Raw genomic sequence first — 23637 nt, 5'->3', positions numbered from 1 at the left:
GTCCTACCCCTGCTCGGCGAGGAACGTCAGGACCGCGTCCTTGAACACGCGGGAGGACACGGCGTTGAAGTGCTCGCGGCCGGGCAGTCCGACATACCGCGCTCCGGCCGCCTCGGCCAGGCGCCGACTGCCGTCCGCGACCGCGTCGTCGTCCCCGGTCACGAGGAGCATCGGGAGGGGCGGCACCTCGGCCGTGGTCGGCTGCGGACCGCCGCGGAGGCCCTCCACCAGGGCGATCAGGGCCTCGACGTCGTTGCCGGGGACCCCCTCCGCCATCGACACGTACGTCTCGGTGAGCCGGTGCGTGATCGTCGCGCCGGTCCTGACCCGGAGCCGGGCCTCGTCGAGGTCGAAGCCGCGGAGCGAGTCGCCCTCGGGGAGCCCGCCGAGGCTGAGCGAGCGGACGCGGTCGGGATGCCGGACACCCAACCGCCAGCCCACCCGTGAGCCGAGCGAGTAGCCGAGGTAGTGCGGCTCGTCGACGCTGTAGCCGTCGAGCACGGTGAGGACGTCGTCGACGAGGCCGTCGAGTCGGTAGGCGCTCGGATCCGTCGGCTTGTCCGACGCCCCGTGTCCGCGCTGGTCGATCGTCACCAGCCGGTACCCGGCTCGGGTGAGGGTCCTGGTCCACCCCGCGAGGTCCCAGTTGAGTCCAGCGCTCGAGGCGAAGCCGTGGACGGCGACGACCGTCTCCGCGCGGTCGGCGTCGGCCGCCGGCTCGTGCACGTAGGTGGCGACCCGGAACCCGTCCGACGACATGACGTAGGTGGGCGCGATCGGCTCAGGCTGGGGAAGCACCCGACCACGATACTCGCCGCGGGGAGCGGTTCGGTGCGCGTCGGAGGCACCGTCGCGGCGTGGCTCAGTCGACGGCGATCGGGCGAGGCCCCTGGTGCATCATCTCCGACAGGTACGGTGCGACGACACTCGTGGAGATGCGGCAGTCGAGCAGGAGGACGCCGTCCGCCCCGGCGTGGACCCAGTCGGTGAGGCCGTCGAGGTCGGCGAGGGTGTCGATCGTGAGGCCCTGACCGCCGAGCGCACGGGCGAGCGCAGCGAAGTCCACCTCGTCGATGAGCATGGGGGCCTGGTCGAGCCCGCGTGAGCCGTACTGGTGGACCTCGGCGCCGTACGCGGCGTCGTTGAACACCACGACCACACCGCTCCGGACGGTGCGGATGACGGTGTCGAGGTCGGGGAGCGCCATGAGCCCGCCCCCGTCGCCCGTGCAGAGGACGGTCGTGCCGGGGTGCCCGACCGCTGCGGCACCGACCGCGCTCGGGAAGCCGAGTCCGATGGTCTGGTAGGCGGTGCCGACCATGACGAGGCGGTCGGGGGAGGGGATGTCGAGATAGCTCGGTGCCCAACCGATGAAGTGGCCGCCGTCCTGGACGACCGTGCGGTCCTGCGGCAGCAACTCGTTCAGTCGGTGCGCGAGGCTGCGGGGGTCGAGTCGGCCGTCGGCGCACACGCCGACGCCGGGATCGCGGTCGAGGTGGGGTGCCGGCCGGACGGCGCCTCCGGCGGTGAACCAGCCGGAACCGGCCGCACCGTCCAGGCGATCGAGCAGGCCGGCGGCGGCGAGTGCCGCGTCGCCGCGGACGAGCTCGTCGACCCTGGCGTTCGTCGGGGCGTCGGCGAGGTCCACCTGGATCACGTGCGCCTCGGGGGAGAAGGCCTCACCGAACCGCATCGTGAACTGGTTGAGACCGGCGCCCACGACGAGGACGACGTCCGCATCGGCGATGGTCCGCGCCGCGCGTTCCGTGGCGAAGCCTCCGGCGACACCGAGGTCGCGGTCGCTCACCCCGAACAGTCCGAGCCCGAGCGCCGTGGTCGCGGTGTAGGCGTCCAGACGTTCCGCGAGTTCCCCGAGGACGGGCCCGGCGTCGGCCAGCCAGGCGCCACGGCCGGCGAGGATGAGCGGTCGACGCGCGGAGCGCAGGGCGGCTGCCGCGGTGTCCAGACGCCGCGCGACCGGTTCCACGCGGGACGGCCGGACGAGGGCGGGGTGATGCGGCGTGCCGTCGGCTCGCAGTGGTTCGTCGGACGCCACGGCGGCGAGGTCGTACGGGATCGCGAGCACGACGGCCGTGCGACGGTGGACGGCGTGTTCGATGGCCCGCAGGGTGGTCGCGGTGGCGTCGTCGCGGCCGACGGTGAAGGTGGCGGCTCCGAGCCCGGCGGCGATCTGGAACTGGTCGACGTCCCAGGGCCTCGTGCCGGTCGTGGGCGCGTCCCCGACGACGAGGACGAGGGGGATGCGCGCCATGACCGCTTCGGCGAGCGGGGTCAGCGTATTGGTGAATCCGGCGCCGTACGTGGCCGTGGCGGCGGCCAGGGCGCCACCGGCGCGGACGTAGGCGTCGGCTGCTGCGACCCCGCCGGCTTCGTGCCGCATGGCCGTGATGCGCGTGCCGGTGGCGGCGAGGGCGTCGAGGAAGTGCGCGTTGCCGTTCCCCATGACCCCGAACACGTCGGAGACGTGGCGGCTGAGGGCTTGGGCCACACGGGCGGAGACGGTGGACGGGGTGACCGCGGGAACGGTCGACGGAGCGTGTTCGGACATGGCGTGACCTTCGAGAACGTGGACGGATGGGATTCCGTGTGTGTCTCGCCGGTGCTGACCGCGCTATCGCCCTTTTTTCGAGCAACGACTCCGGTGTCGCGGAGTCTGACGAGCACACTCTACTCCGCGGGGACCCCGCTGCACAGTGCGGTCTTCGCGTCATCCACTCGACATCCGCGACACCCGCCGGACAGCCCGGCGACGTCCGCTGGAGGCTGTCCTCATGACCCACATCGTGCAGGCCAATGCGGCCGAAGACCTCCTCGCCCTCGTCCCCGGACTCATCGGAAGCACCCCGAGATCGAGTCTCGTCGTCGTCCTGTTCGCGGGTTCCCGCAGTCGCGGCGCCCTCCATATCCATCTGCCCGCCGGGACGGACGTCGACCGGCGGGTGGCGGAGGCGGCTGCGGAGCACGCTCTCGGGTTCGCCTGCCGGGCGCCGGGTGTCGACGCCATCGTGCCGGTGGTCTACACGGACGACGCCTTCGGAGCCGCGGCGGAGCCGCCGGGCCGCGTCATCGCGGATGCGATCCTCGGCTTGGCGAGCGCGCACGGGTTCGCGGTCAAGGATGCGCTGTGCTCGGCCACCGACGGTTGGGGCTCCTACCTCGATCCCGGACTCCCCTCCGGAGGGCGGTCGCCGGCGATCGTGGCCTCGGCGGCGGTCCCGCCCGTCCCACCGCTCCCGACCGAGCTCGTCACCACCCAGGTGCCGTCGGTGGACGCGGCGACGTTCGCCGCCGTCGACCTCGAGTACCGGGTGCTCAGTGCACGGCTGGCCTCCATGCTCGACGCGGCCACCGATCACGCCCGCACGAGCTGGCGGATCGATGTCGGCGACACCGTGGAACGACTCGACGGCCTCCCCGAGGTCTTCGAGGACGCCCTCGCCCGAGGCGTCGAGGCGATGACCCCTCGGGAGGTCGCTTTCCTGTTACTCAGCCTGGGGCGCCCCTGGGCGAGCGATCTCGCGCTCATGCAGTGGGCGTTCGGGCGAGACCTGGGGGAGGAACTCGACGACGCCGAACGCGCGTACGGGCATCTCCCGGTCGGGATGGACGACCCGGAGGTGTTCCACCGGGTCGCCCACCTGCTGGTCGGCGACGGACCGCATCCCGACGTCCAGCGCATCCGGGCGGCGAGCAGCCTGCTCCTCGGCGTCACGGCGCGCGCATCCGAGTCGGCGCGCGTTGCACCGCTCGCGATGCTCGCCTGGCTGGCCTGGGCGCTCGGTCAGAGCAGCCGTGCTGCCGCCTTCCTCGACGAGCTCGACGCCACCGAGTTGGACCATCCGCTGGCGTCGACCGTCGCGTCGCTGATCCGCCAGGGGCACCTGCCGGCCTGGGCCTTCCGGCCGTCGGCCGAGCCCGGGGGATCCGTTGTCGCCGCGAACGGTCAGCCCGCCGCGTGACGCTCGAGGAAGTCGTAGACCTCGGAGTCGTCCACGCCCGGGAACGTACCGCTCGGCAGTGGCGACAGGATGTGCGTGTGCAGGCGGGCACTGGGCCAGGCCTGCTCGCGCCACTTGTCGGCGAGGACGGAGGGAGGCCGTCGGCAGCAGGTCGGGTCGGGGCACGTCGACACTGCGCGGGTCGTCGTCTCCCGCCCACGGAACCACTTTGCCTCGCCCCAGGGCACGCCGACCGAGATCGAGAACTCACCCGCCTCGGTGGTACCGGTCTGCGTCGCGCACCAGAAGGTCCCGGCCGGGGTGTCGGTGTACTGGTAGAGCTCGGTGGTGCGGTTGGTCCGGGCGAAGGCGTTGCGTGCACTCCACTTCCGGCACACGATCTGGCCTTCCACGGCGCCCGTCACGTCGACCGGGAGCGGGAGCGCGTCGTTCTCGTAGGCCTTCGAGATCGCGCCGTCCTCCGAGACCCGCAGGAAGTGCAGGCGCATGTCGAGTCGCGCGGTCGCGAGGTTCGTCAGTCGGAGCGCCGCCGCCTCGTGGGTGACCCCGAAGGCGTCCCGGAAGTCCTCCACGGCCAGGTTGCGGTCTCGCTTGGCCTGCTGCAGGAAGGACACCGCAGCTGTCTGCGGCATGAGCGCCGCCGCCGCGAAGTAGTTGATCTCGAGCCGCTGTCGGAGGAACTCCGCATAACTCGTGGGGCGCTGGTGTCCGAGCAGTCGGTGGGCCATCGCCTGCAGCGCCATGGATCGCAGGCCGTGTCCGCCGGGGATCGACGCCGGCGGCAGGTAGATCCGACCGTTCTCGAGATCGGTGACGCTCCGAGCCGAGTGCGGGAGGTCGTTGACGTAGATGAGGTCGAAGCCGAGTTGCTCCGCCATGACGCTCACCGTGCGGTGTGTGAGGGCGCCGGTGCTGTGACCCGCCCGCAGGACGCGGGACTCGGCGAGTTCCTCGATCTCCGGGAGGTGGTTGTCGCGCTCACGCATCCACTCCCGCAGTTCGGTGTTGGCGCGTCGGGCCTCCTCCGGCGTCGCGATCGCCTCGTTCGCGTGCCGTTGCAGTTCCCGGTGCAGTCCGACGAGTGCGCGGAGGGCGTCGTCCGGGATGCCCTTCGACGGCTTCACCTGGGGGAGGGTCAACTCGCTGTACAGGGCGCTCCGTTGCAGCCGGTCCAGTTCGATCTCCAGCGCAGCGCGGGGATTGGGCGCCTCGGTCGAGAGCAGGTCGTTCAACTCGACGCCGAGGGCGGCGGTGAGTTCCTGCAGGACCGACAGTTTCGGCTCCCGTTTGCCGTTCTCGATGAGCGAGAGCTGACTCGCGGCCAGACCGACCCGCTCACCGAGATCGTCGAGGGTGAGTCCACGACGCGTCCGGAAGTGACGGATCCGGCGCCCGAGGGTGAGCAGGTCTGCGGCGGCGTTGCCGGAGGGGTTCGGGGTCATTCCTTCACCATATCGAAAGATCTGGGGTTCTTGTCGTCGATCACACCGATAAGAATCCCGGATTCGGGCGCAGAGTGGGTCCACACCCACTTCTTGACTGTCCCACCAACGCCGGAGGAACACATGTCCATCGCCGAGCTGCTCTCCGATCCGACCCCCGCCCCCACGACGCGGCGGCTGCTCCGAGCGGTGCAGCCGCCGACCTCCTCGGGGCTCGCCGAACTGCATGCGTGGGTGGACGAACTCGCCACCCTCCTCGAACCGTCCGCCATCCACTGGGTCGACGGCTCGGCGAGTGAGTCGCACCGGCTCACCCACCAGCTCGTCGCCGAGGGGAAGCTGATCAAGCTGAACCCCGAATGGCGGCCGAACAGCTTCCTCGCCCGCAGCGACCCGAGCGACGTCGCGCGGGTGGAGGACCGCACCTTCATCTGCTCCGAGACGGAGGGGGACGCCGGACCGACGAACAACTGGCGCGACCCGGCCGCCATGCGGGCGGAATTGCGCGGGGTCTTCGCCGGCAGCATGCGCGGCCGGACGATGTACGTCGTCCCGTTCTCGATGGGTGCCGTCGGCGGGCCGCTGTCGCAGCTCGGGGTGCAGATCACCGACTCGGCCTACGCCGTGCTCAGCATGGGGATCATGACCCGGATGGGCGACCGCGTCCTCGAGCTCATCGCCGACGGTGCGCCCTGGGTGCGCACCGTCCACTCGGTCGGTGCCCCGCTCGAGGCGGGGCAGGCCGACGTCGTCTGGCCGTGCAACGACACGAAGTACATCGTGCAGTTCCCCGAGACCCGCGAAGTGTGGTCCTATGGCTCGGGGTACGGCGGCAACGCCCTCCTCGCGAAGAAGTGCTTCGCCCTGCGGATCGCCTCGGTCATCGGGCGGGATGAGGGCTGGCTGGCCGAACACATGCTCCTCGTCCGGGTGACCTCGCCCGAAGGCCGTGCCTTCCACCTCGCCGCAGCCTTCCCCTCGGCCTGCGGCAAGACGAACCTCGCGATGCTGCGGCCCACGATCCCGGGATGGCGGGTGGAGACCCTCGGCGACGACATCGCCTGGATCCGTCCCGGCGAGGACGGCCGCCTGTACGCGATCAACCCGGAGGCCGGTTTCTTCGGCGTGGCGCCCGGCACGGGAGCGACGACGAACGCGACGGCCGTCGACACCCTGTGGGGCAACACGATCTTCACGAACGTGGCCCTCCGCGACGACGGGGACGTGTGGTGGGAGGGGCTCACCCCCGAACCGCCGGCGCACCTCATCGACTGGCAGGGTCAGGACTGGACGCCGGACTCCGGTCGCCCGGCGGCGCACCCGAACTCACGGTTCACCGTCGCAGCGGCGCAGTGCCCGTCGATCGCCCCGGACTGGGACGCGGCCGACGGTGTGCCGCTCGACGCGATCCTCTTCGGCGGACGCCGGGCCACGAACGTGCCGCTCGTGGTGGAGGCGAGCAGCTGGGAGCACGGCGTGTTCATGGGCGCCACGATCTCCTCCGAACAGACGGCGGCAGCGGAGGGCATCGTCGGCGAGCTCCGCCGCGACCCCTTCGCGATGCTGCCGTTCTGCGGCTACAACATGGCCGACTACTGGGGCCATTGGCTGCGCGTCGGTGGAGCGCTCGATCACGGCATGGCACCGCGCATCTTCCAGGTCAACTGGTTCCGCAAGGACGCCGACGGCTCGTTCCTCTGGCCGGGCTTCGGTGAGAACGCCCGGGTCATCGAGTGGATCGTCCGCCGTCTGGAGCACGGGGCCGGGTCACGTGCGTCGGCCATCGGTGGGCTACCGCTCGTCGACGAGCTGAACCTCGACGGCATCGACCTGCCGGAGGACGCCCTCGACGCCCTGTTCGCCGTGGACCGCGACTCCTGGCTCGCGGAATGCGACCTCACCGAGGCCTTCTTCGACACCTTCGGGAACCGTGTCCCGGCCGCCCTCCGGGCCGAACTCGCCGCCCTCCGCTACCGCCTCCGCGCCTGATCCTCGTCATGCATTCGCCCATCTTTGGGCGAATGAAGGTTCGTTCGCCCAAAGATGGGCGAACGAACCGGCGACGAGGGTGCTCCACAGCTCGCGAACGAGGGCAGAGGTCGTCGTGAGGTGGCCGCGCTGCTCGGTCGGCCGCTGGATCGCGCGACGATCGAAGCATGACGCCAACCGATCTGCCCGATCACGACGCGTTCTCCGTCCGTTCGGCGCTGGAGCATGGCGTCTCACCCGAGCGCCTCCGCACGACGCGTGTTCCAGCACCGTTCCCGGGGGTTCGGAGCTTCGCTGCACCACGCAGGGGCGCTGACCTGCCTCCCGGGCAGCGGTATCTCGCGCACCTGGAGCTGTGTCGGGCGTACGCGCAGCGAATGGCGCCGACGCAGTTCTTCTCGCACCTGTCGGCCGCACACCTCCTGAATGCTCCGCTCCCGGCGCGGCTGTGCTGGGACGAGGTCCACGTCGGCGTCCGGCCGCCGGACCGGGCGCCCAGGGTCGCCGGGGTCGTCGGCCATCGCCTGACCGGCCTCGTCGGCGATCCCATCCTCATCGAGGGGCTCGCGGTCGTGAGTCCCGCCGACATGTGGTGTCAGCTCGGACCGAGTCTCACCATCGACGAGCTGGTCGCGTTCGGCGATCACCTGGTCCGTGAGCGAGGTGCCTCGGGCCGGTGGCGGCATGAGCGCATTCCAGGGCTCTGCTCAATCGACGACCTCGCAGCGGCGCTGAGCAGCTCCCGACACCTCGGCGCCGGGTCCCTCCGTGCCGCGCTCCCGCAGATCCGCGGTGGTTCCGAATCGCCGAAGGAGACGGAACTCCGACTCGCCTTCGTTCGCGCCGGTCTCCCGGAGCCGGTGCTCAACCACGAACTCCGTGATCGCTGGGGGCGGTTCATTGCGCGTCTCGACCTCGCCTACCCGGCGTATCGTGCAGCGTTCGAGTACGACGGGCGCCAGCACGCCACCGATGCGGGCCAGTTCGCGAAGGACGTCGACCGGATCCATGCCGTCACCAGACTCGGCTGGTCCCACGACCGCTTCCTCGCACATCATCTGCAGGCGGGTGCCGCCATCGCGGTCGAGAGAGCCCGCGAGCGCCTCATCGCGGCAGGATGGCGTCCGTGATCCCATTCATTCGCCCATTTTTGGGCGAATGAGGGTTCGTTCGCCCAAAGATGGGCGAACGGACCGGGGTCAGACGAGGAGCTGGTGCTTCGCGAGCTCCCGGTAGAGCGGCACCTCGGTGACGAGCTCACTGTGCGTGCCGACCCCGACGACGCGACCCTCGTCGAGGACGACGATCTGGTCGCTGTCGACGACCGTCGAGAGGCGGTGGGCGATCACGATGAGCGTGCGCCCCGTGGCGACCGCGTCGATGGCCTCGCGCATCATCTGCTCGTTCACGCCGTCGAGACTGGACGTCGACTCGTCCAGCAGCAGGATGGGAGGGGCCGCGAGGATGGCCCGTGCGATCGCGAGCCGCTGACGCTCGCCACCGGAGAGCATGATGCCGTCCTCGCCGACGGGAGCCGACAGGCCGAGCGGGTTGCGGTCGAGCACGGCACCCAGGTTGACCGCGTGCAGCACCCGGACGCAGTCGGCGTCGTCGGCGTCCGGCGAGGACAACAGCAGGTTGTCGCGCAGCGTGCCGGCGAGCACCGGGGCGTCCTGCTCCACGTAGCCGATCTGGTGCCGGAGCTCGGTCCGGGGGATGGTGCGGATGTCGACACCACCGAGGCGGATGGCGCCCGCGGTCGGGTCGTAGAAACGCTCGATGAGGCCCAGGATGGTGCTCTTGCCGGCGCCGGAGGGCCCGACGAGCGCGGTCCGTCTGCCCTGCGGCACCTCGAAGGAGACGCCGCGGAGCACCTGGCGGCCGAGGGCGGACTGCGCTTCCGTGAGCCGGGCGGCGTCGGCGGCAACGGTCTCCGAGGGCGCCGAAGCGTCATCCGAGACCGTGGCTGCCAGCGCCTCCGCAGCCGCACGTTCCCGCTCGATGACTGCGGCATCCGGGTAGGCGAACACCACCTCGTCGAACGCGATGGCGGGGGCGTCGGCGGTGGCGGAACCGGCACGGGTGACGCGCGCGGCGATCTCCGCGTCGTCGTCGCCCTCGTCGGGGAGGTCGAGGATCTCCTGGATCCGGCCGAGGGCGCCGAGGGCCTGGTTGACGCTGGTGATCGCGCCGAAGGCCTGACCGAGCGGCATGATCATCATGAACAGGAACAGGATGAATGCGACGAGGCTCGCGATCGTGATCGCGCCCGACGCGACCCGGAAACCGCCGACCCCGAGCACCACGAGGAACGAGGTCTGCATGGCGATGCCCGCGACCGGGACCACCAGCGAGGAGATCTTCGCGATCCGGACACCGACGCCGTAGGCCTCCTTCGCGACGCCGTCCACCGCATGGATCTCACGGTCGGTGGCGTTGGACGCGCGGATGGTGCGGATGGAGCTGATCCCGCGCTCGACGGCGGCGGCGAGGTCGCCCACCTTCGTCTGCTGTTCGCGGCTCGCCACGCGGATCCGACCGCTGAGGGCGACGACGACGACGACCGAGACGATCACGACGAGCAGGGTGAGCCCGAGGAGGACGGGATCGATGATCGCCATCGCGATGAGCGCCCCGAGGAAGGTGATGGCGCCGCCGACGGCGTCGACGAAGCCCTGGGTGAGCACGGCGTAGAGCATCGTCGTGTCGCTGCCGACGCGGGAGACGAGGTCGCCGGTGCGGCGCGTGTCGAACTGGCTGATGGGGAGTCGGAAGATGCGGGCGATGAGCTGGCGGCGGGACGAGTAGACGACCCCGGTGCCGGCCCGCTGCAGGAGGTAGTGCTGGTACCCGCTGATGACGCCGGAGACCACGACGAGCCCGACGAGCAGCCAGGCGAGGTTGCCGAGCGACCTGCCGGCCTCGACGACGCCGATGACCTGGCTCACGATGAGCGGTTGGGCCAGGGAGGCCGCAGCCCCGATGACGCTCAAGATGATGACCACGACGAGGATCGAGCGGTGCTCGAAGATGTACGGCATGAGCTGCTTGAGGCTCGCGCGCGGACCGTCGTCCTTCGGCCGGCTGAACGGACTGCGGCTGCGTGCGGGGCGCGCTGGGGTGCTCATGGTGCTCTTCCTCTGAGGTGCGGTGCGCGGGCTCGGAGACGTCCATGGCGACGGCGCACCGTCCTCCAACTCTAAGCGACCGCCGCCGATGCCCGGGCCGCAACCGATGCACCGAGGGCCGGTGCCCGGAGGAGTCCTCCGTGCACCGGCCCTCGGTGAGGCGACGGGGGTCAGGCGTCGATGTCGACGTCCTTCGTCTCCTTCGAGACGATCAGCGCCGTGAGGGTGATGGCGGCCATCACCGACAGGTAGACGCCGACCCAGAATGGGCTCCCGCCACCGGCGCTCCAGAGCGCGACCGCGATGAACGGCGCGACGGCCGCACCGAGGATCGACGACACGTTGTACGAGATGCCGGAGCCCGTGTACCGGACGTTCGTGGGGAACAGCTCGGGGAGGAGCGCGCCCATCGGACCGAAGGTGAAGCCCATGAGGCTGAAGCCGATGATCAGCCAGATCATCACCCCGGTGAACCCGGCGTCGAGGAGCGGCACCCACACGAGCCCGAACACGAGGATCGCGCTGGTCACCACGATGAGCGTCTTGCGTCGGCCGTACTTGTCGGCGAACGGGCCCGAGACGAGGGTGAAGATGCCGAAGAACACGACGCCGGCGATGAGCATGAGCACGAACGTCGTGTAGCTGTAGCCGAGACCGGCGACGGGGGCGTCGACCGGGGCACGGCCGTAGCTCAGGGAGAACGTCGTCATCAGGTAGAAGAGCACGTAGGTGGCGAGCATGAAGAACGTGCCGAGGAGGAGCTTGCGCCAGTGGAGCTTGACGACGCTGGCGAGCGGTGACCGCTGGACCTTGCCCTGTTCCTTCGCGGTCGTGAACGCGTTGCTCTCGACGAGTCGCAGGCGCACCCACAGGCCGACGATCACCATGACGACGGAGAAGAGGAACGGGATCCGCCAGCCCCACTCGAGGAAGGCCTCGGACGGCATCGACGGGTCGTCACTCGGCAGGATCGCCGCGATGATGAGGAAGAGGCCGTTCGCGATGATGAAGCCGATCGGCGCCCCCAGCTGGGGGAACGTGCCGAACAGGGCCCGCTTGCCCTTCGGGGCGTTCTCGGTCGCGACGAGCGCCGCGCCGGACCACTCGCCGCCGAGGGCGAAGCCCTGGCCGATGCGGAGGATCACGAGGAGCAGCGGTGCGACCCAGCCGACGAGCTGGTACGTCGGCAGGAGCCCGATGAGGAAGGTCGCGATGCCCATGGTGAGCAGCGCTCCGACGAGGGTCGCCTTCCGGCCGCGCTTGTCGCCGAGGTGGCCGAAGATGACGGCACCGACCGGGCGGGCGACCATGGCCGCGCCGAACACGGCGAACGAGGCGAGGAGACCCGCCGTGGGGTCCTCGCTCGGGAAGAAGAGGTGGGGGAAGACGAGGACGGCGGCCGTCGCGTAGACGTAGAAGTCGTAGAACTCGATCGTCGTGCCGATGAGGCTGGCGAGGACGACACGGGATCGCGGATTGACCGGGGCCTTGGTGACTGGTGTTGCTTCGAGAGACATGCGTGCGCGTTTTCGGTTCGGGGATGGGTGCCGTCGAAGCATCAGCACCGGTCGCGCACGCCCGCCGACGACGGCAGGATCAGAGGATGTCCAGCTTGTGGCAGGACCATGACACTGTACGCCGAACGGCGGCGTTCCGGTACTCGGATCCCGCTGACCGGGTGCCGTGGTACGGGGACGCCGCCGTTCGGCGGTGCGGAGGGCTCAGCCGCGGAGCTCGCGGAGGATGACGGCGGTCGCCACGGCGGCGTCCGCGGCCTCAGCGCCCTTGTCCTCCTTCGAACCGGGGAGGCCGGCGCGGTCGAGCCCTTGCTTCTCGTCGTCGAGGGTGAGGAGTCCGAAGCCGACGGGCTTGCCGGTCTGGACACTGACCTGGGTGAGACCGCTCGTGGCGGCGTCGGAGACGTACTCGAAGTGCGGGGTGCCGCCACGGATGATGACGCCGAGCGCGACGACCGCGTCGGCACCACCCTCGAGGGCCGCCTTGGCGACCACCGGGAGTTCGAAGCTGCCGGGGACGCGGATGAGTCGGTGGCCGGCGCCGCTGGCGTCGAGCGCCTTCACGGCGCCGGCGATGAGCCCGTCCGTGATGGTCTCGTGCCAGGTGCCGGCCACGATGACGATGTCGAGGCCGGTGCCGTCGACGCTGATGGTGGGTGATCCTTCGCCGCTCATGCGGGCTCCTGTCGTCGTTCCCGATCGGATCGGGGCTGCTGGTGTGGTGTTCCCCGAGGCTGTCGAGGGGCTGGTCGGACTACTGGTGCGGTTCCGGTTCGAGGTCGAACCCGATGCTGTGTCCCATGCGGTCGCGCTTCGTCTCGAGGTAGCCCTCGTTGTACAGACCGACGCCGACCACGAGCGGGACGCGCTCGCTCACGGCGATGCCGTGGTTGGTGAGCTGCCGCTCCTTCTCGGGGTTGTTCGAGAGCAGGCGGACGGAGGTGATCCCGAGGTCCGTCAGGATGGCGCTCGCCGCGGTGTAGTCGCGGGCGTCGGCCGGCAGCCCGAGCGCCAGGTTGGCGTCGAGCGTGTCGAGGCCGTCCTCCTGGAGTCGGTAGGCGCGCAGCTTGTTGATGAGTCCGATCCCGCGACCCTCGTGTCCGCGCAGGTAGACCACGACACCGCCGTGACGCTGGATGGTGTCGAGGGCGCTGTCGAGCTGGGGTCCGCACTCGCACTTGAGCGAGCCGAACGCCTCACCCGTGAGGCACTCCGAGTGGACACGGACGAGCGCGCCGGTGGCCTGCGGGTCGCCGGCGATGATGGCGAGGTGGTCGGCACCGGTGCGGCGGTCGCGGTAGGCGCGGAGCCGGAAGGAGCCGTGCGTCGTCGGGACGGTCGTCTCCACTTCGAACGACACGTTCGAGGACTCGGGGATGGTCGCCTGGTTCGCGCGTTCCTCGGCGCACACGGCGGCCGCGTCGGGGTTGTCCTCGAGGAAGGCGACGAGCGCCGCGATCGTGGTGACCAGCACGCCCTCCTGCTCACCGAGCGCGATGAGGCCGGGCAGCCGCATCATCTCGCCGTCGTCCGCGACGATCTCGGAGATCGCACCGACGGGGACGAGACCGGCGAGCTTCAGCAGGTCGACGGCGGCTTCGGTGTGTCCGTCGCGCTCGCGCACGCCGCCGTCGACGGCACGGAGCGGGACGATGTGTCCGGGCCGCGAGAGGTTCGCCGGCACGGAGGCCGGGTCCGCGAGCACCCGGAGGGTGTGGGCGCGGTCGGCGGCGCTGATGCCGGTGCTGAGGCGGTCGGCGGCGTCGACCGTGACCGTGTAGGCGGTGCCTCTGGCGTCCTCGTTCACGGCCACCATGGGCGGAAGGGCGAGTCGGTCCGCGATCTCGTTCGTCATCGGGGCGCAGATGAAGCCGGAGGAGTGCTTGACCGTCCAGGCGATCCACTCCTGCGTCGCGGATTCGGCGGCGAGGATGACGTCGCCCTCGTTCTCGCGCCCCTCGTCGTCGGCCACGATGACGGGTCGACCCTGACGGAGCGCCTCGAGGGCCTCAGGGATGCTGGCGATGCTCATGCGTTGCCCCTTTCGGTGGCGGTCGTGGCGAGCGGGTCCGCGGTGCGCGGCTCCGCGTCGGCACTGCTGGGGAGGTCGATTCCGGCACGGTGACGGTAGGCGAGCATCCGCTCGACGTGGCGCGCCAGGATGTCGGTCTCGAGGTTCACGTGGTCGCCGGGGATGCGGTCACCGAGGGTCGTCGCCGTGAGCGTCTCGGGGATGAGCGAGACCTCGAACCACTGCTCGGCGGCGTCGGGTCCGCTGACCGCGCTGACGGTGAGGGAGACGCCGTCGACGGTGATGGACCCCTTGTCGACCACGAGCGGAGCGAGGTCGTCCGGCAGGGAGATCCGGACGATCCGCCACGCGTCTCCCGGGACGGTGCTGACGATGGTGCCGGTGCCGTCGACATGGCCCTGCACGATGTGGCCGCCCAGGCGGTCGCCGACGCGTGCGGCGCGCTCGAGGTTGACGGCGCTGCCGACGGTGGCGCCGTCGAGCATGCTCATGGCGAGGGTCTGCGCCATGACGTCGGCGGTGAAGGTGTCGGCGGTCTGCTCGACGACGGTGAGACACACCCCGCTCACCGCGATCGAGTCGCCGTGGCGGGTGCCCTCGAGGACGACCGGACCCTGGACGGTGAACCGGGCGGACGCCTCGCCGTGGTCGATGGCGACGATGGTGCCGCGTGCTTCAACGATGCCCGTGAACATGGCTTGGTCCGTTCTCTGGGTGCGACACGGTGTGGCCGGCTGGAACCGACTCGACCGGGTGGCGGGTGGGGGTCGTGATGATGAGGAGGTCGTCGCCGAGGTGTTCGACACCGACGGGTTCGAGACGGATCGCGTCTCGGATGGTCTCCACGCCGAGGTCGCCGATCGCGAGTCGAGGGCCGCCGAGGAGGACCGGCGCGAGGTAGGTCAGGACGGTGTCGACGAGCCCGGCCCGGAGGAAGGCGGTGGCGACGGTCGGACCGCCCTCGACGAACACGCTGCGGACTCCCGTGCTGCGGAGCTCGGCGAGGAGCGCCGCCGGGTCGTGTCCGTGGTGCAGGATCGCCGCTCGAGGGTGGCGGTGCACCGCTGCGCCGGCGGGGATGGCGCGGTCGCCCATGACGACGGGGACCGGTTGCTCCGGGAGGAGGGTCCCGTCCGCGTGTCGTGCGGTGAGGCTCGGGTCGTCCGCGAGGACGGTGCCGGTGCCGACGAGGATCGCGTCGTGCGCCGCCCGTCGTCGGTGCACGTCGATCCGTGCGGCCTCGCCGGTGATCCACCGGCTGGTGCCGTCGTTCGCCGCGATCCGGCCGTCGAGGGTCGAGGCCCACTTCACGGTGACCAGCGGGCGTCCGAGACGGGCCACGGTGAGCCAGTCGTCGAGGAAGGCCTCGGCCTCGTCGGCGAGTACACCGGAGACGACCGCCACGCCCGCGGCCCTCAGCCGTTCGGCGCCCCCGCCGGAATGATGGCCGGGGTCGTCGACGGCGAACACGACGCGGTCGACGCCGGCCTCGATCAGCGCGACGGCGCAGGGGCCGGTCCGTCCGGTGTGGTTGCAGGGTTCCAGCGTGATGACGGCGGTGGTGCCGCGAGCCGCCCCCGGCGCGAGCCGGGAGAGTGCGTCGACCTCCGCGTGAGCGGTGCCGGCACCGCGGTGCCAGCCCTCGGCGAGGACGGTTCCGTCGGCGTCGAGGATGACGCACCCGACGCGTGGGTTCGCACCGCGGGCCGGCCCGTTCGCGGCGAGTTCGAGCGCGCGCAGCATCGCCTGCCGTTCGCGGCTCGTCGCCGTGGGTGTCGCGGGTCCTGCGTCCATCGGTCCGTCTTCTCGGTCGGTACTGACACGGAATCCGGGGTCGCGGGCAGGTGCTCGCAGGCGTCGACCATCGGCCGACGCCCGTGCCTCCTTCCATCCGGACTCGAACGCCGCCTGCGAGCAGACGCGTTCATAACCGTCGGTCCTGGAGTTCCACCAGGTCAACCGGGCATCGCTTGCGCGTTGCACGGGTCGCGGACTATCACCGCCGGTTCGGACTCTCACCGACCCCGGAGCACGTTACGTGTTGTCGAGTCTAGGTCAACGGGCTGAGTGGCCGCCCTATTCCCGGCTCGGATGACGCCCCGTTGCCGGGCTCCGTCCTGCGGGGTGGTCGCCCTCAGCGCTGGGCGTCGTGCTGGTCGATGGCCGCACGCGCGGTGCCCTCGTCGACCACGAGGTCGGAGATGAGCCCGCCGGCCAGTGCGCCGAGGAGCGGCGGGACCTTGGCCGCTCCGGCGACCACGCAGATCCGGCGGGAGACGCCGCGCAACACGTCGAGGTCCGGTCCGGACGCGCGGTTGTTGAAGGGGATGTCCCGCCATGAGCCGTCGGCGCGGAAGAACACCGTGGCGACGTCACCGACCGCACCGGCGCTCGCGAGCGCCTCGAAGTCGCTGTCGTCGAGGTAGCCGCCGACGTACACGTGGCTCGGCACCCCCGAGAGCTGCGATCCGAGCCCGAAGAGCGCGACGTCCATCCGCCGCTGGATCTCGAGCACCCGGCGGATGCTGCGCTCCCGCCAGAGCGCGAGCTTCGTCGCCGGGTCGTCGAAGAACGCGGGCACGGCGAACTGCTGCGCATAGGCGCCGTACGCGTCCGCGTAGCGGTGGAGGATCTCGCTCGCGTAGAGGATGCCGGAGGTCCGGGTGTTGGCCGCGCCGTTCAGCTGGACGATCTGCGAGTTGTGGGTCCGCTTCGGGGTGAGGTGGCGCGCGACGGCGCTCACGGTCGACCCCCATGCCAGACCGAGCGTCATGTTCGAGTCGAACACGGAGCCGAGAAAACGTGCAGCCGAGAGGGCGACGCGTTCCAGGCGGTCGATGTCGCTCGTGTGGTCGGGGACGGGGACGATGTGGGCGGTCACCCCGAACCGGTCGCGGAACTCCGCCTCGAGCCGCGAGGGCATGTCGTGCGGCGACCGGACCTGGATGTCGACGAGCCCGCTCTCCCGCGCGTATCCGAGCAGGCGCGACACCGACGACCGCGAGGTGTGGAGCTCCTGGGCGATGGCCTCCATGGTCAGGTCCTGCACGTAGTACAGCTGTACCGCGCGGAGCGCCTCAGCCGTCCGGTCCGGCTGGCTGAGCGCGTCTGCGAGCGACATCGGGTCTCCTTGCACGTTTGTTCACTAGGGCTGTTCAGAGTTGCAGGTGCTGTCACGATGTATTCAGTCACATCATTCAGCGGCGCGCAAACCCGGCGGCGTCGCGTTCCAACCGCGAAGAAGCGAGGCATCTCATGTCCCTCAAGTCGTCAGCTCCCCGTCCGACCGTCCAGTCCGTCATCGACCGCCCGCAGGCGTCGGTCCTCATCGTCGGCGGCGGCATCAACGGCATCGCGACCTTCCGCGACCTCGCCCTCCAGGGCGTCGACGTCACGCTCGTGGAGCGCAACGACTGGGCCTCCGGTGCCTCGGCCGCGTCGAGCCACATGATCCACGGCGGCATCCGCTACCTGGAGAACGGCGAGTTCCGTCTCGTCCAGGAGTCGGTGCAGGAGCGCAACGGGCTCATCAAGATCGCGCCCCATTACGTGAAGCCGCTCGAGACCACGGTCCCGATCTTCTCGACCTTCTCCGGCATCCTCTCCGCCCCGCTGCGCTTCCTCACCCACAAGCAGGGCAAGCCCCAGGAGCGTGGTGCGCTGCTCATCAAGGTGGGCCTCACCGCCTACGACTCCTTCTCTCGCGACGGCGGCAGCGTCCCGCGCCACCGCTTCCACGGCCGGAAGAAGTCGCTCGCCGACCTGCCGAAGATGAACCCGGGTCTCAAGTACACGGCGACCTACTACGACGCCTCCATGCACGACCCGGAGCGTCTCGCGCTCGACGTGCTCATGGACGGTCTCGCCGCCGGACCGCACGCCCGCGCCGTCAACTACGTCGAAGCGGTCGGCATGGGAGCGGATGGCGTCGAGCTGCGCGACACCGTGACCGGCCAGACCTTCACCGTCGCGAGCGACGTCGTCGTCAACACCTCCGGTCCCTGGACCGACCTGACGAACGCCGGCCTCGGCGAGCCGACCACGTACATGGGCGGCACCAAGGGCTCGCACATCGTGCTCGACAACCCGGAGCTCTACGCCGCCACCAAGGGTCGCGAGATCTTCTTCGAGCACGAGGACGGCCGGATCGTCCTCATCTACCCGCTCAAGGGCAAGGTCATGGTCGGGACGACCGACATCGAGGCCGACCCGAGCACGCCGAGCGTCTGCACCGAGGAGGAGGTCGACTACTTCTTCGACCTCGTCAAGCACGTCTTCCCGACCATCGCGACGTCGCGCGAGCAGATCGTCTACCGGTTCTCCGGGATCCGCCCGCTGCCGAAGCATGACGACGAGGCCCCCGGTTTCGTGTCGCGCGACTACCGGATCGAGCGACGCACGGCCGCTGCACGTCCGTCCACGACCGTCTTCAGCCTCGTCGGCGGCAAGTGGACCACCTTCCGGGCACTCGCCGAGCACCTGGCGGGCGACGTGCTGCAGGTCATCGGCGCCCCGCGTCCCGTCGAGACCCTCGGGCTCGCGATCGGTGGCGGCGCCGGCTTCCCCCGCACCGACTCCGCGACGCGCACCTGGGTGGCGGCACACGAGGACGGTGTCGGCGTGCAGCGCGCCGAGCAGCTCCTGCACCGTTACGGCACGAAGGCCGCAGCGCTCCTGGAGCACCTGGCCGAGCACGGAGACGACCGACTGCAGGGCGCGGCCGACTACAGCGTGCAGGAGCTCGAGTACCTCGTCGAGCAGGAGCAGGTCGTGCACCTGTCGGACGTGCTGCACCGCCGGACGAGCCTCGCGTTCACCGGCTCGCTAACGGCCGCGCTCGTCGACGAACTGGCCCGCGTCGTGGGCGGCGTCCTCGGTTGGGACGACGCCGAGCGCACGGCCCAGATCGAGTCGGCCCTCGACCGGCTGCGCGACGCGCACCAGGTCGACCTGCGCCTCGGCACGAGCCAGGAGGCCCCGGCGTTCTCATAATGCACGAACGTGCAGGCAAGGGCCTTGTCCTGTGCAAGTCCAGCTGACTACCTTACAAACAACTGGTCAGTGAAACCCTCGCCCGGTGGGGGCTCGCGCGCAGGCGCAGCCCCCGTCGGGGACCACACCTATGAAAGGTCAATGAAGACATGAACCTCGGAACCATCTTCCTCTCCGAGACCGTGGGGACGGCGATGCTCGTCCTCCTCGGTACCGGTGTGGTCGCCACGGCGATCCTCACGAAATCCAAAGGTCTGGGTGGCGGCTGGCTGCTCATCAACTTCGGTTGGGGCCTCGCGGTCTTCGCCGGTGTCACGGTGTCCTACGCCTCCGGCGGACACCTGAACCCCGCCGTCACGATCGGCTTCCTCACCACCGGGTCGATCGACTTCGTCACGGCGCTCGTCTACTGGGCGGCGCAGATGGTCGGTGCCTTCATCGGTGCCGTGCTCACCTACTTCGCCTTCAAGCAGCACTTCGACCAGGAGGAGGACCCGGGCAAGAAGCTCGGTGTCTTCTCCACCGGCCCCGAGATCCGCAGCTACGGCTGGAACCTCGTCACCGAGGTCATCGCGACCTTCGTCCTCGTCTTCGTCGTGATGTCCTTCGGCAAGACCGGACCCGACGCCGTGGTCATCGAGGGCGTCCCTGGAGGACTCGCCGCCTTGGGCGCCCTGCCGGTGGCCCTGCTCGTCGTCGGTATCGGTGCCTCACTCGGTGGCCCGACCGGCTACGCGATCAACCCCGCCCGTGACCTCGGCCCGCGCATCGCCCACGCCCTCCTCCCCATCAAGGGCAAGGGCAAGAGCGACTGGTCGTACGCCTGGGTGCCGGTCGTCGGCCCCCTCCTCGGTGGTGTCCTCGCCGCGCTCGCCTCGATGGTGCTCCTCCCGGCCGTCTGACCTGACGCCGCGACGGGGCGCTGACGCGGCCGTCGCGGCACCCCGGGGTACCGGTTCCGGTGCCTCACCTCGTAACGCATGCAACGAAGGAGTATCCAATGGCGGACTACGTCATCGCAATCGACCAGGGGACGACGAGTACCCGGGCCATCGTCTTCGACAAGAGCGGATCGATCGTCTCGACCGGCCAGCTCGAGCACGAGCAGATCTTCCCGAAGGCCGGCTGGGTCGAGCACAACCCGAACCAGATCTGGAACAACACCCGCGAGGTCATCGGCCAGGCGCTCAGCAAGGCCAACATCACCCGGCACGCCATTTCGGCGATCGGCATCACCAACCAGCGCGAGACCGCGGTCGTGTGGGACAAGACCACCGGTCAGCCCGTCTACAACGCGATCGTCTGGCAGGACACGCGCACGCAGGACATCGTCAACCGCCTCGCGAAGGACGGCGGGGTCGAGCGGTTCAAGAAGACCGTCGGTCTGCCGCTGGCGACCTACTTCTCCGGTACGAAGATCGTCTGGATCCTCGAGAACGTCGAGGGTGCGCGCGAGAAGGCGGAGGCCGGCGACCTCCTCTTCGGCACGACCGACAGCTGGGTCATCTGGAACCTCACCGGCGGCGTCAACGGTGGCGTGCACGTCACCGACGTCACCAACGCGTCGCGCACGCTGTTCATGGACCTCGAGACCCTGCAGTGGGACGACGAGATCCTCAAGGCGTTCGACGTCCCGAAGTCGATGCTCCCCGAGATCAAGAGCTCGTCCGAGATCTACGGCCACGCATCCGACGACAGCCTGCTCCGCGAGACGCCCATCGCCGGCATCCTCGGCGACCAGCAGGCGGCGACCTTCGGTCAGGCCGCCTTCCAGCAGGGCGAGGCCAAGAACACCTACGGCACCGGTAACTTCATCATCTTCAACACCGGTGAGGAGATCGTCCACTCCGAGAACGGTCTGCTGACGACGCTCGGCTACAAGCTCGGCGACGCGAAGCCGCACTACGCGCTCGAGGGGTCGATCGCGGTGACCGGTTCGCTCGTGCAGTGGCTGCGCGACAACCTCGGCATGTTCTCCTCCGCTCCCGAGGTCGAGGCGCTCGCCAAGACCGTCGAGGACAACGGTGGCGCGTACTTCGTGCCGGCGTTCTCCGGGCTGTTCGCGCCGTACTGGCGCCCGGACGCCCGCGGTGCGCTCGTCGGGCTCACCCGCTACGTCAACAAGGGCCACATCGCTCGTGCCGCCCTCGAGTCGACCGCGTTCCAGACGGCCGAGGTCATCGACGCCGTCAACGCCGACTCGGGTGTCCCGCTGACGGAGCTCAAGGTCGACGGCGGCATGACCGCCAACGACACGCTCATGCAGTTCCAGGCCGACATCCTCGGTGTCCCGGTCATCCGACCGGTCGTCGCGGAGACCACGGCGCTCGGCGCGGCCTACGCGGCCGGTCTCGCTGTCGGCTTCTGGTCCGACCTCGACGACCTCGCGAAGAACTGGCAGGAGGACAAGCGCTGGGAGCCCAACATGGACTCCGAGGAGCGCGACCGCCTCTACCGCAACTGGAAGAAGGCCGTCACGAAGACCTTCGACTGGGTCGACGACGACGTGCAGTAGTCCCGATAGACCGGAACGGCCCGTCCTCCTCGTGGAGGGCGGGCCGTTCCGTCGTTCGGGATCATCTCCCGTGGGAGATCTCCGGCGCACTCGCCCCAGCCGGGCGGACGGTGGAATCAGGCGCGGCGGAGCAGCCCCACGCGGTCGTAGACCTCCGCGAGCGTCGCTTCGGCCACCTCGGAGGCGCGAGCCGCGTTGACGGCGAGCAGGCGGTCGAGTTCGGCCGGGTCGTCGAGGAGTTCCAGTGCCCGCGCGCGCACCGGTTCCAGTTCGCCGACGACCACCTCGGCCAGGCCCTTCTTGAGATCGCCGTAGCCGCGGCCCTCGAACTCGCCGACGACGGACTCGATGGGGGAGCCGGTGATCGCGGAGTAGATGCTCAGCAGGTTCGAGACCCCGGGCTTCTCCTGGGCGTCGAAGGCGATGACGCCATCGGTGTCGGTCACGGCGCGCATGATCTTCTTCTGCGTGACCTTCGGCTCGTCGAGCAACCACACGATCCCGGCCGGGGTCTCCGCCGACTTCGACATCTTCGACGTCGGGTTCTGGAGGTCGTAGATGCGCGCGGACTCCTTCTGGATCTGCGCCTTCGGCACGACGAAGGTCTCGCCGAACCGACTGTTGAAGCGCTCGGCGAGGTCGCGCGTGAGTTCGATGTGCTGCCGCTGGTCGTCGCCGACCGGCACGATGTCCGTCTGGTAGAGCAGGATGTCGGCGGCCATGAGGATCGGGTACGCGAAGAGCCCGACCGAGGAGGCGTCGCGGCCGTGCTTGGCCGACTTGTCCTTGAACTGCGTCATGCGCGCGGCTTCACCCATGCCGGTGATGGTGTTGAGCACCCAGGCCAGCTGGGCGTGCGCGGGCACGTGCGACTGCACGTACAGCGTCGAGACCGAGGGGTCGATGCCCGCGGCGATGTACTGGGCGGCCGTCCGGCGGGTCTTCTCGCGCAGCTCGGCGGGATCCTGCGGGACCGTGATCGCGTGGAGGTCGACGATGCTGAAGAAGGCGTCGTGTTCCTGCTGCATCTGCTTCCACTGCAGCAGGGCGCCGATGTAGTTGCCGAGGTGGAGGGAGTCGGCGGAGGGCTGCATACCGGAGTAGAGGCGTGGCTTGGTCATGTGGATTCTCGCAGAGGGGTGAGCGGCCGGAGCCGGTGGCACGGGGTGATGGGTGGCGCGGTGCCGGTGGTCAGAGGGAGTAGTCGACGACGACGGGGGCGTGGTCGGACCATCGCTGGTCGTACGCCGCCGCACGGTCGATCGTGTAGCCGGACGCCCGAGCGGCGAGCTCCGGGGTGGCGAGCTGGTAGTCGATGCGCCAGCCGGTGTCGGTGTCGAAGGCCTGGCCGCGCTGCGACCACCAGGTGTAGGGCCCGGGGACCTGGCCCGCGGCCTGGCGCCCGACGTCGACCCAGCCGAGGCCCGTCCCGGTCACGCCGTCGACACCCGTGACCGTCTCGCCGTCCGGGCCGAGGTAGCGGTCGAAGTAGGAGCGTTCGGCGGGCAGGAAGCCGGCACGCTTCACGTTGCCCTTCCAGTTCTTGATGTCGAGTTCGGTGTGGCCGACGTTGAGGTCGCCGACGACGAGCGACAGCGGGTTGTGCTCGCGCAACGCTGGCAGCCGCTCGAGCATCGCCTCGAGGAAGCGGAACTTCTCGACCTGCTTGGGGGTGTCGACCTCGCCGGAGTGCACGTAGGTGCTCACGACGGTGACGAGGGTGCCGTCGACGTCGAAGTCGGCCTCGATCCAGCGACCGGCGCTGTCGAAGTCGTCGTCGCCGAGGGTGACGCGGTGGATCCCGGCCGAACGGCGGCTGACGATGGCGACGCCGGCGCGTCCCTTGGCGGTCGCGGCGTCGTGGAGGATGTTCCACTCCGGGCCGAACAGGCCTTCGAGGTCGCTCGTCGCGGCGCGGACCTCCTGCAGGGCGAGGATGTCGACCCCGCGGTGCTCGAGCCAGTCGCCCATGCCCTTCCGGAAGGCCGCGCGGACTCCGTTGACGTTGACACTGGCGATGCGGAGGGGTGCAGACATGCCTC

The 23637-nt window shown here is 70.0% G+C and carries 18 protein-coding genes and 1 riboswitch; of the genes, 6 read left to right on the top strand and 12 right to left on the bottom strand.

Translation table 11 applies throughout. From position 1 onward, the window contains the following. Positions 1-3: 3 nt before the first annotated feature. Positions 4-798, bottom strand: a complete 795-nt coding sequence (locus tag QRN26_RS14165; protein ID WP_285037264.1) for an alpha/beta fold hydrolase — start codon at positions 796-798, stop codon at positions 4-6. 64 nt (positions 799-862) lie between these two features. Further along, positions 863-2569, bottom strand: coding sequence for a thiamine pyrophosphate-binding protein (locus QRN26_RS14160; protein WP_285037263.1), 1707 nt, complete (start codon positions 2567-2569; stop codon positions 863-865). A gap of 223 nt (positions 2570-2792) precedes the next feature. Here QRN26_RS14160 and QRN26_RS14155 point away from each other — a divergent pair, with 223 nt between their 5' ends. Then, entirely contained in the window at positions 2793-3980 is a 1188-nt protein-coding gene (locus QRN26_RS14155; protein WP_285037262.1) for a DUF4192 family protein, read from the top strand. Here QRN26_RS14155 and QRN26_RS14150 read toward each other — a convergent pair. After that, positions 3965-5422: a helix-turn-helix domain-containing protein gene (locus QRN26_RS14150; protein ID WP_285037261.1), complete on the bottom strand. Its 1458-nt coding sequence runs from the start codon at positions 5420-5422 to the stop codon at positions 3965-3967. The genes QRN26_RS14155 and QRN26_RS14150 overlap by 16 nt on opposite strands. Positions 5423-5545: 123 nt before the next feature. Between QRN26_RS14150 and QRN26_RS14145 the strand changes: the two genes are divergently transcribed. Both QRN26_RS14145 and QRN26_RS14140 read left to right on the top strand, forming a co-directional pair. Beyond that, positions 5546-7411 carry a phosphoenolpyruvate carboxykinase (GTP) gene (locus QRN26_RS14145; RefSeq protein ID WP_285037260.1) on the top strand — a complete coding sequence of 622 codons (1866 nt, stop codon included), beginning with the start codon at positions 5546-5548 and terminating at the stop codon, positions 7409-7411. A 377-nt stretch (positions 7412-7788) separates the two neighbouring features. Beyond that, complete coding sequence (locus QRN26_RS14140) at positions 7789-8541, top strand: putative endonuclease domain-containing protein (RefSeq protein WP_285037259.1); 753 nt, start codon at positions 7789-7791, stop codon at positions 8539-8541. Between the two features lie 69 nt (positions 8542-8610). On the opposite strand, the gene QRN26_RS14135 is transcribed toward QRN26_RS14140, so the two are convergent. The 7 genes from QRN26_RS14135 to QRN26_RS14105 form a co-directional block, all read right to left on the bottom strand. Beyond that, the gene (locus tag QRN26_RS14135) at positions 8611-10539 is read right to left on the bottom strand and encodes an ABC transporter ATP-binding protein (protein ID WP_285037258.1); all 1929 of its coding nucleotides are present in this window, start codon (positions 10537-10539) and stop codon (positions 8611-8613) included. Positions 10540-10709: 170 nt separating this feature from the next. Further along, complete coding sequence (locus QRN26_RS14130) at positions 10710-12056, bottom strand: MFS transporter (protein WP_056012961.1); 1347 nt, start codon at positions 12054-12056, stop codon at positions 10710-10712. A gap of 204 nt (positions 12057-12260) precedes the next feature. Next, on the bottom strand, positions 12261-12731 hold the full coding sequence (ribH, locus tag QRN26_RS14125; RefSeq protein WP_056781598.1) for a 6,7-dimethyl-8-ribityllumazine synthase: 471 nt from the start codon (positions 12729-12731) through the stop codon (positions 12261-12263). Between the two features lie 79 nt (positions 12732-12810). Further along, the gene (gene ribA, locus QRN26_RS14120) at positions 12811-14088 is read right to left on the bottom strand and encodes a GTP cyclohydrolase II (RefSeq protein ID WP_285037257.1); all 1278 of its coding nucleotides are present in this window, start codon (positions 14086-14088) and stop codon (positions 12811-12813) included. After that, positions 14085-14783: a riboflavin synthase gene (locus tag QRN26_RS14115; RefSeq protein ID WP_056012952.1), complete on the bottom strand. Its 699-nt coding sequence runs from the start codon at positions 14781-14783 to the stop codon at positions 14085-14087. The genes ribA and QRN26_RS14115 overlap by 4 nt, the downstream gene beginning before the upstream one ends. Next, entirely contained in the window at positions 14764-15882 is a 1119-nt protein-coding gene (gene ribD, locus QRN26_RS14110) for a bifunctional diaminohydroxyphosphoribosylaminopyrimidine deaminase/5-amino-6-(5-phosphoribosylamino)uracil reductase RibD (RefSeq protein ID WP_285037256.1), read from the bottom strand. Before ribD ends, QRN26_RS14115 begins: the two co-directional genes overlap by 20 nt. Positions 15883-15962: 80 nt before the next feature. Next, positions 15963-16124, bottom strand: a riboswitch (FMN riboswitch). 98 nt (positions 16125-16222) lie between these two features. Beyond that, positions 16223-17209 carry a sugar-binding transcriptional regulator gene (locus QRN26_RS14105; protein ID WP_285037255.1) on the bottom strand — a complete coding sequence of 329 codons (987 nt, stop codon included), beginning with the start codon at positions 17207-17209 and terminating at the stop codon, positions 16223-16225. Between the two features lie 134 nt (positions 17210-17343). Here QRN26_RS14105 and QRN26_RS14100 point away from each other — a divergent pair, with 134 nt between their 5' ends. From QRN26_RS14100 to glpK, 3 genes are all read left to right on the top strand, one after another. Further along, complete coding sequence (locus QRN26_RS14100; protein WP_285037254.1) at positions 17344-19080, top strand: glycerol-3-phosphate dehydrogenase/oxidase; 1737 nt, start codon at positions 17344-17346, stop codon at positions 19078-19080. A gap of 149 nt (positions 19081-19229) precedes the next feature. Then, on the top strand, positions 19230-19982 hold the full coding sequence (locus QRN26_RS14095; RefSeq protein WP_082456118.1) for an MIP/aquaporin family protein: 753 nt from the start codon (positions 19230-19232) through the stop codon (positions 19980-19982). 98 nt (positions 19983-20080) lie between these two features. After that, a complete protein-coding gene (glpK, locus tag QRN26_RS14090; RefSeq protein WP_285037253.1) occupies positions 20081-21595 on the top strand; it encodes a glycerol kinase GlpK in 1515 nt (504 codons plus the stop codon). 116 nt (positions 21596-21711) lie between these two features. Here the strand turns inward: glpK and trpS are convergent, their stop codons facing one another. Together trpS and QRN26_RS14080 are read right to left on the bottom strand one after the other, a co-directional pair. Beyond that, the gene (trpS, locus tag QRN26_RS14085) at positions 21712-22716 is read right to left on the bottom strand and encodes a tryptophan--tRNA ligase (RefSeq protein WP_285037252.1); all 1005 of its coding nucleotides are present in this window, start codon (positions 22714-22716) and stop codon (positions 21712-21714) included. A gap of 70 nt (positions 22717-22786) precedes the next feature. Beyond that, on the bottom strand, positions 22787-23632 hold the full coding sequence (locus QRN26_RS14080; protein WP_056012940.1) for an exodeoxyribonuclease III: 846 nt from the start codon (positions 23630-23632) through the stop codon (positions 22787-22789). Between the last annotated feature and the right edge of the window lie 5 nt (positions 23633-23637).

The organism is Plantibacter sp. ME-Dv--P-095, from assembly GCF_030209365.1.
Taxonomy (GTDB): Bacteria; Actinomycetota; Actinomycetes; order Actinomycetales; family Microbacteriaceae; genus Plantibacter.
The sequence above is the reverse complement of the archived record's forward strand: the minus strand, read 5'-3'. Positions and strand labels throughout refer to the sequence as shown.

Excerpts from the sequence above, each read along its gene's own strand:
- QRN26_RS14100 (WP_285037254.1), top strand. The coding sequence starts at position 17,344 with ATGTCCCTCAAGTCGTCAGCTCCCCGTCCGACCGTCCAGTCCGTCATC.
- QRN26_RS14160 (WP_285037263.1), bottom strand. The coding sequence starts at position 2,569 with ATGTCCGAACACGCTCCGTCGACCGTTCCCGCGGTCACCCCGTCCACC.
- QRN26_RS14080 (WP_056012940.1), bottom strand. The coding sequence starts at position 23,632 with ATGTCTGCACCCCTCCGCATCGCCAGTGTCAACGTCAACGGAGTCCGC.
- ribA (WP_285037257.1), bottom strand. The coding sequence starts at position 14,088 with ATGAGCATCGCCAGCATCCCTGAGGCCCTCGAGGCGCTCCGTCAGGGT.
- glpK (WP_285037253.1), top strand. The coding sequence starts at position 20,081 with ATGGCGGACTACGTCATCGCAATCGACCAGGGGACGACGAGTACCCGG.
- QRN26_RS14145 (WP_285037260.1), top strand. The coding sequence starts at position 5,546 with ATGTCCATCGCCGAGCTGCTCTCCGATCCGACCCCCGCCCCCACGACG.
- QRN26_RS14115 (WP_056012952.1), bottom strand. The coding sequence starts at position 14,783 with ATGTTCACGGGCATCGTTGAAGCACGCGGCACCATCGTCGCCATCGAC.
- QRN26_RS14095 (WP_082456118.1), top strand. The coding sequence starts at position 19,230 with ATGAACCTCGGAACCATCTTCCTCTCCGAGACCGTGGGGACGGCGATG.
- trpS (WP_285037252.1), bottom strand. The coding sequence starts at position 22,716 with ATGACCAAGCCACGCCTCTACTCCGGTATGCAGCCCTCCGCCGACTCC.
- ribH (WP_056781598.1), bottom strand. The coding sequence starts at position 12,731 with ATGAGCGGCGAAGGATCACCCACCATCAGCGTCGACGGCACCGGCCTC.
- QRN26_RS14140 (WP_285037259.1), top strand. The coding sequence starts at position 7,789 with ATGGCGCCGACGCAGTTCTTCTCGCACCTGTCGGCCGCACACCTCCTG.
- QRN26_RS14135 (WP_285037258.1), bottom strand. The coding sequence starts at position 10,539 with ATGAGCACCCCAGCGCGCCCCGCACGCAGCCGCAGTCCGTTCAGCCGG.
- QRN26_RS14130 (WP_056012961.1), bottom strand. The coding sequence starts at position 12,056 with ATGTCTCTCGAAGCAACACCAGTCACCAAGGCCCCGGTCAATCCGCGA.
- ribD (WP_285037256.1), bottom strand. The coding sequence starts at position 15,882 with ATGGACGCAGGACCCGCGACACCCACGGCGACGAGCCGCGAACGGCAG.
- QRN26_RS14105 (WP_285037255.1), bottom strand. The coding sequence starts at position 17,209 with ATGTCGCTCGCAGACGCGCTCAGCCAGCCGGACCGGACGGCTGAGGCG.
- QRN26_RS14155 (WP_285037262.1), top strand. The coding sequence starts at position 2,793 with ATGACCCACATCGTGCAGGCCAATGCGGCCGAAGACCTCCTCGCCCTC.
- QRN26_RS14150 (WP_285037261.1), bottom strand. The coding sequence starts at position 5,422 with ATGACCCCGAACCCCTCCGGCAACGCCGCCGCAGACCTGCTCACCCTC.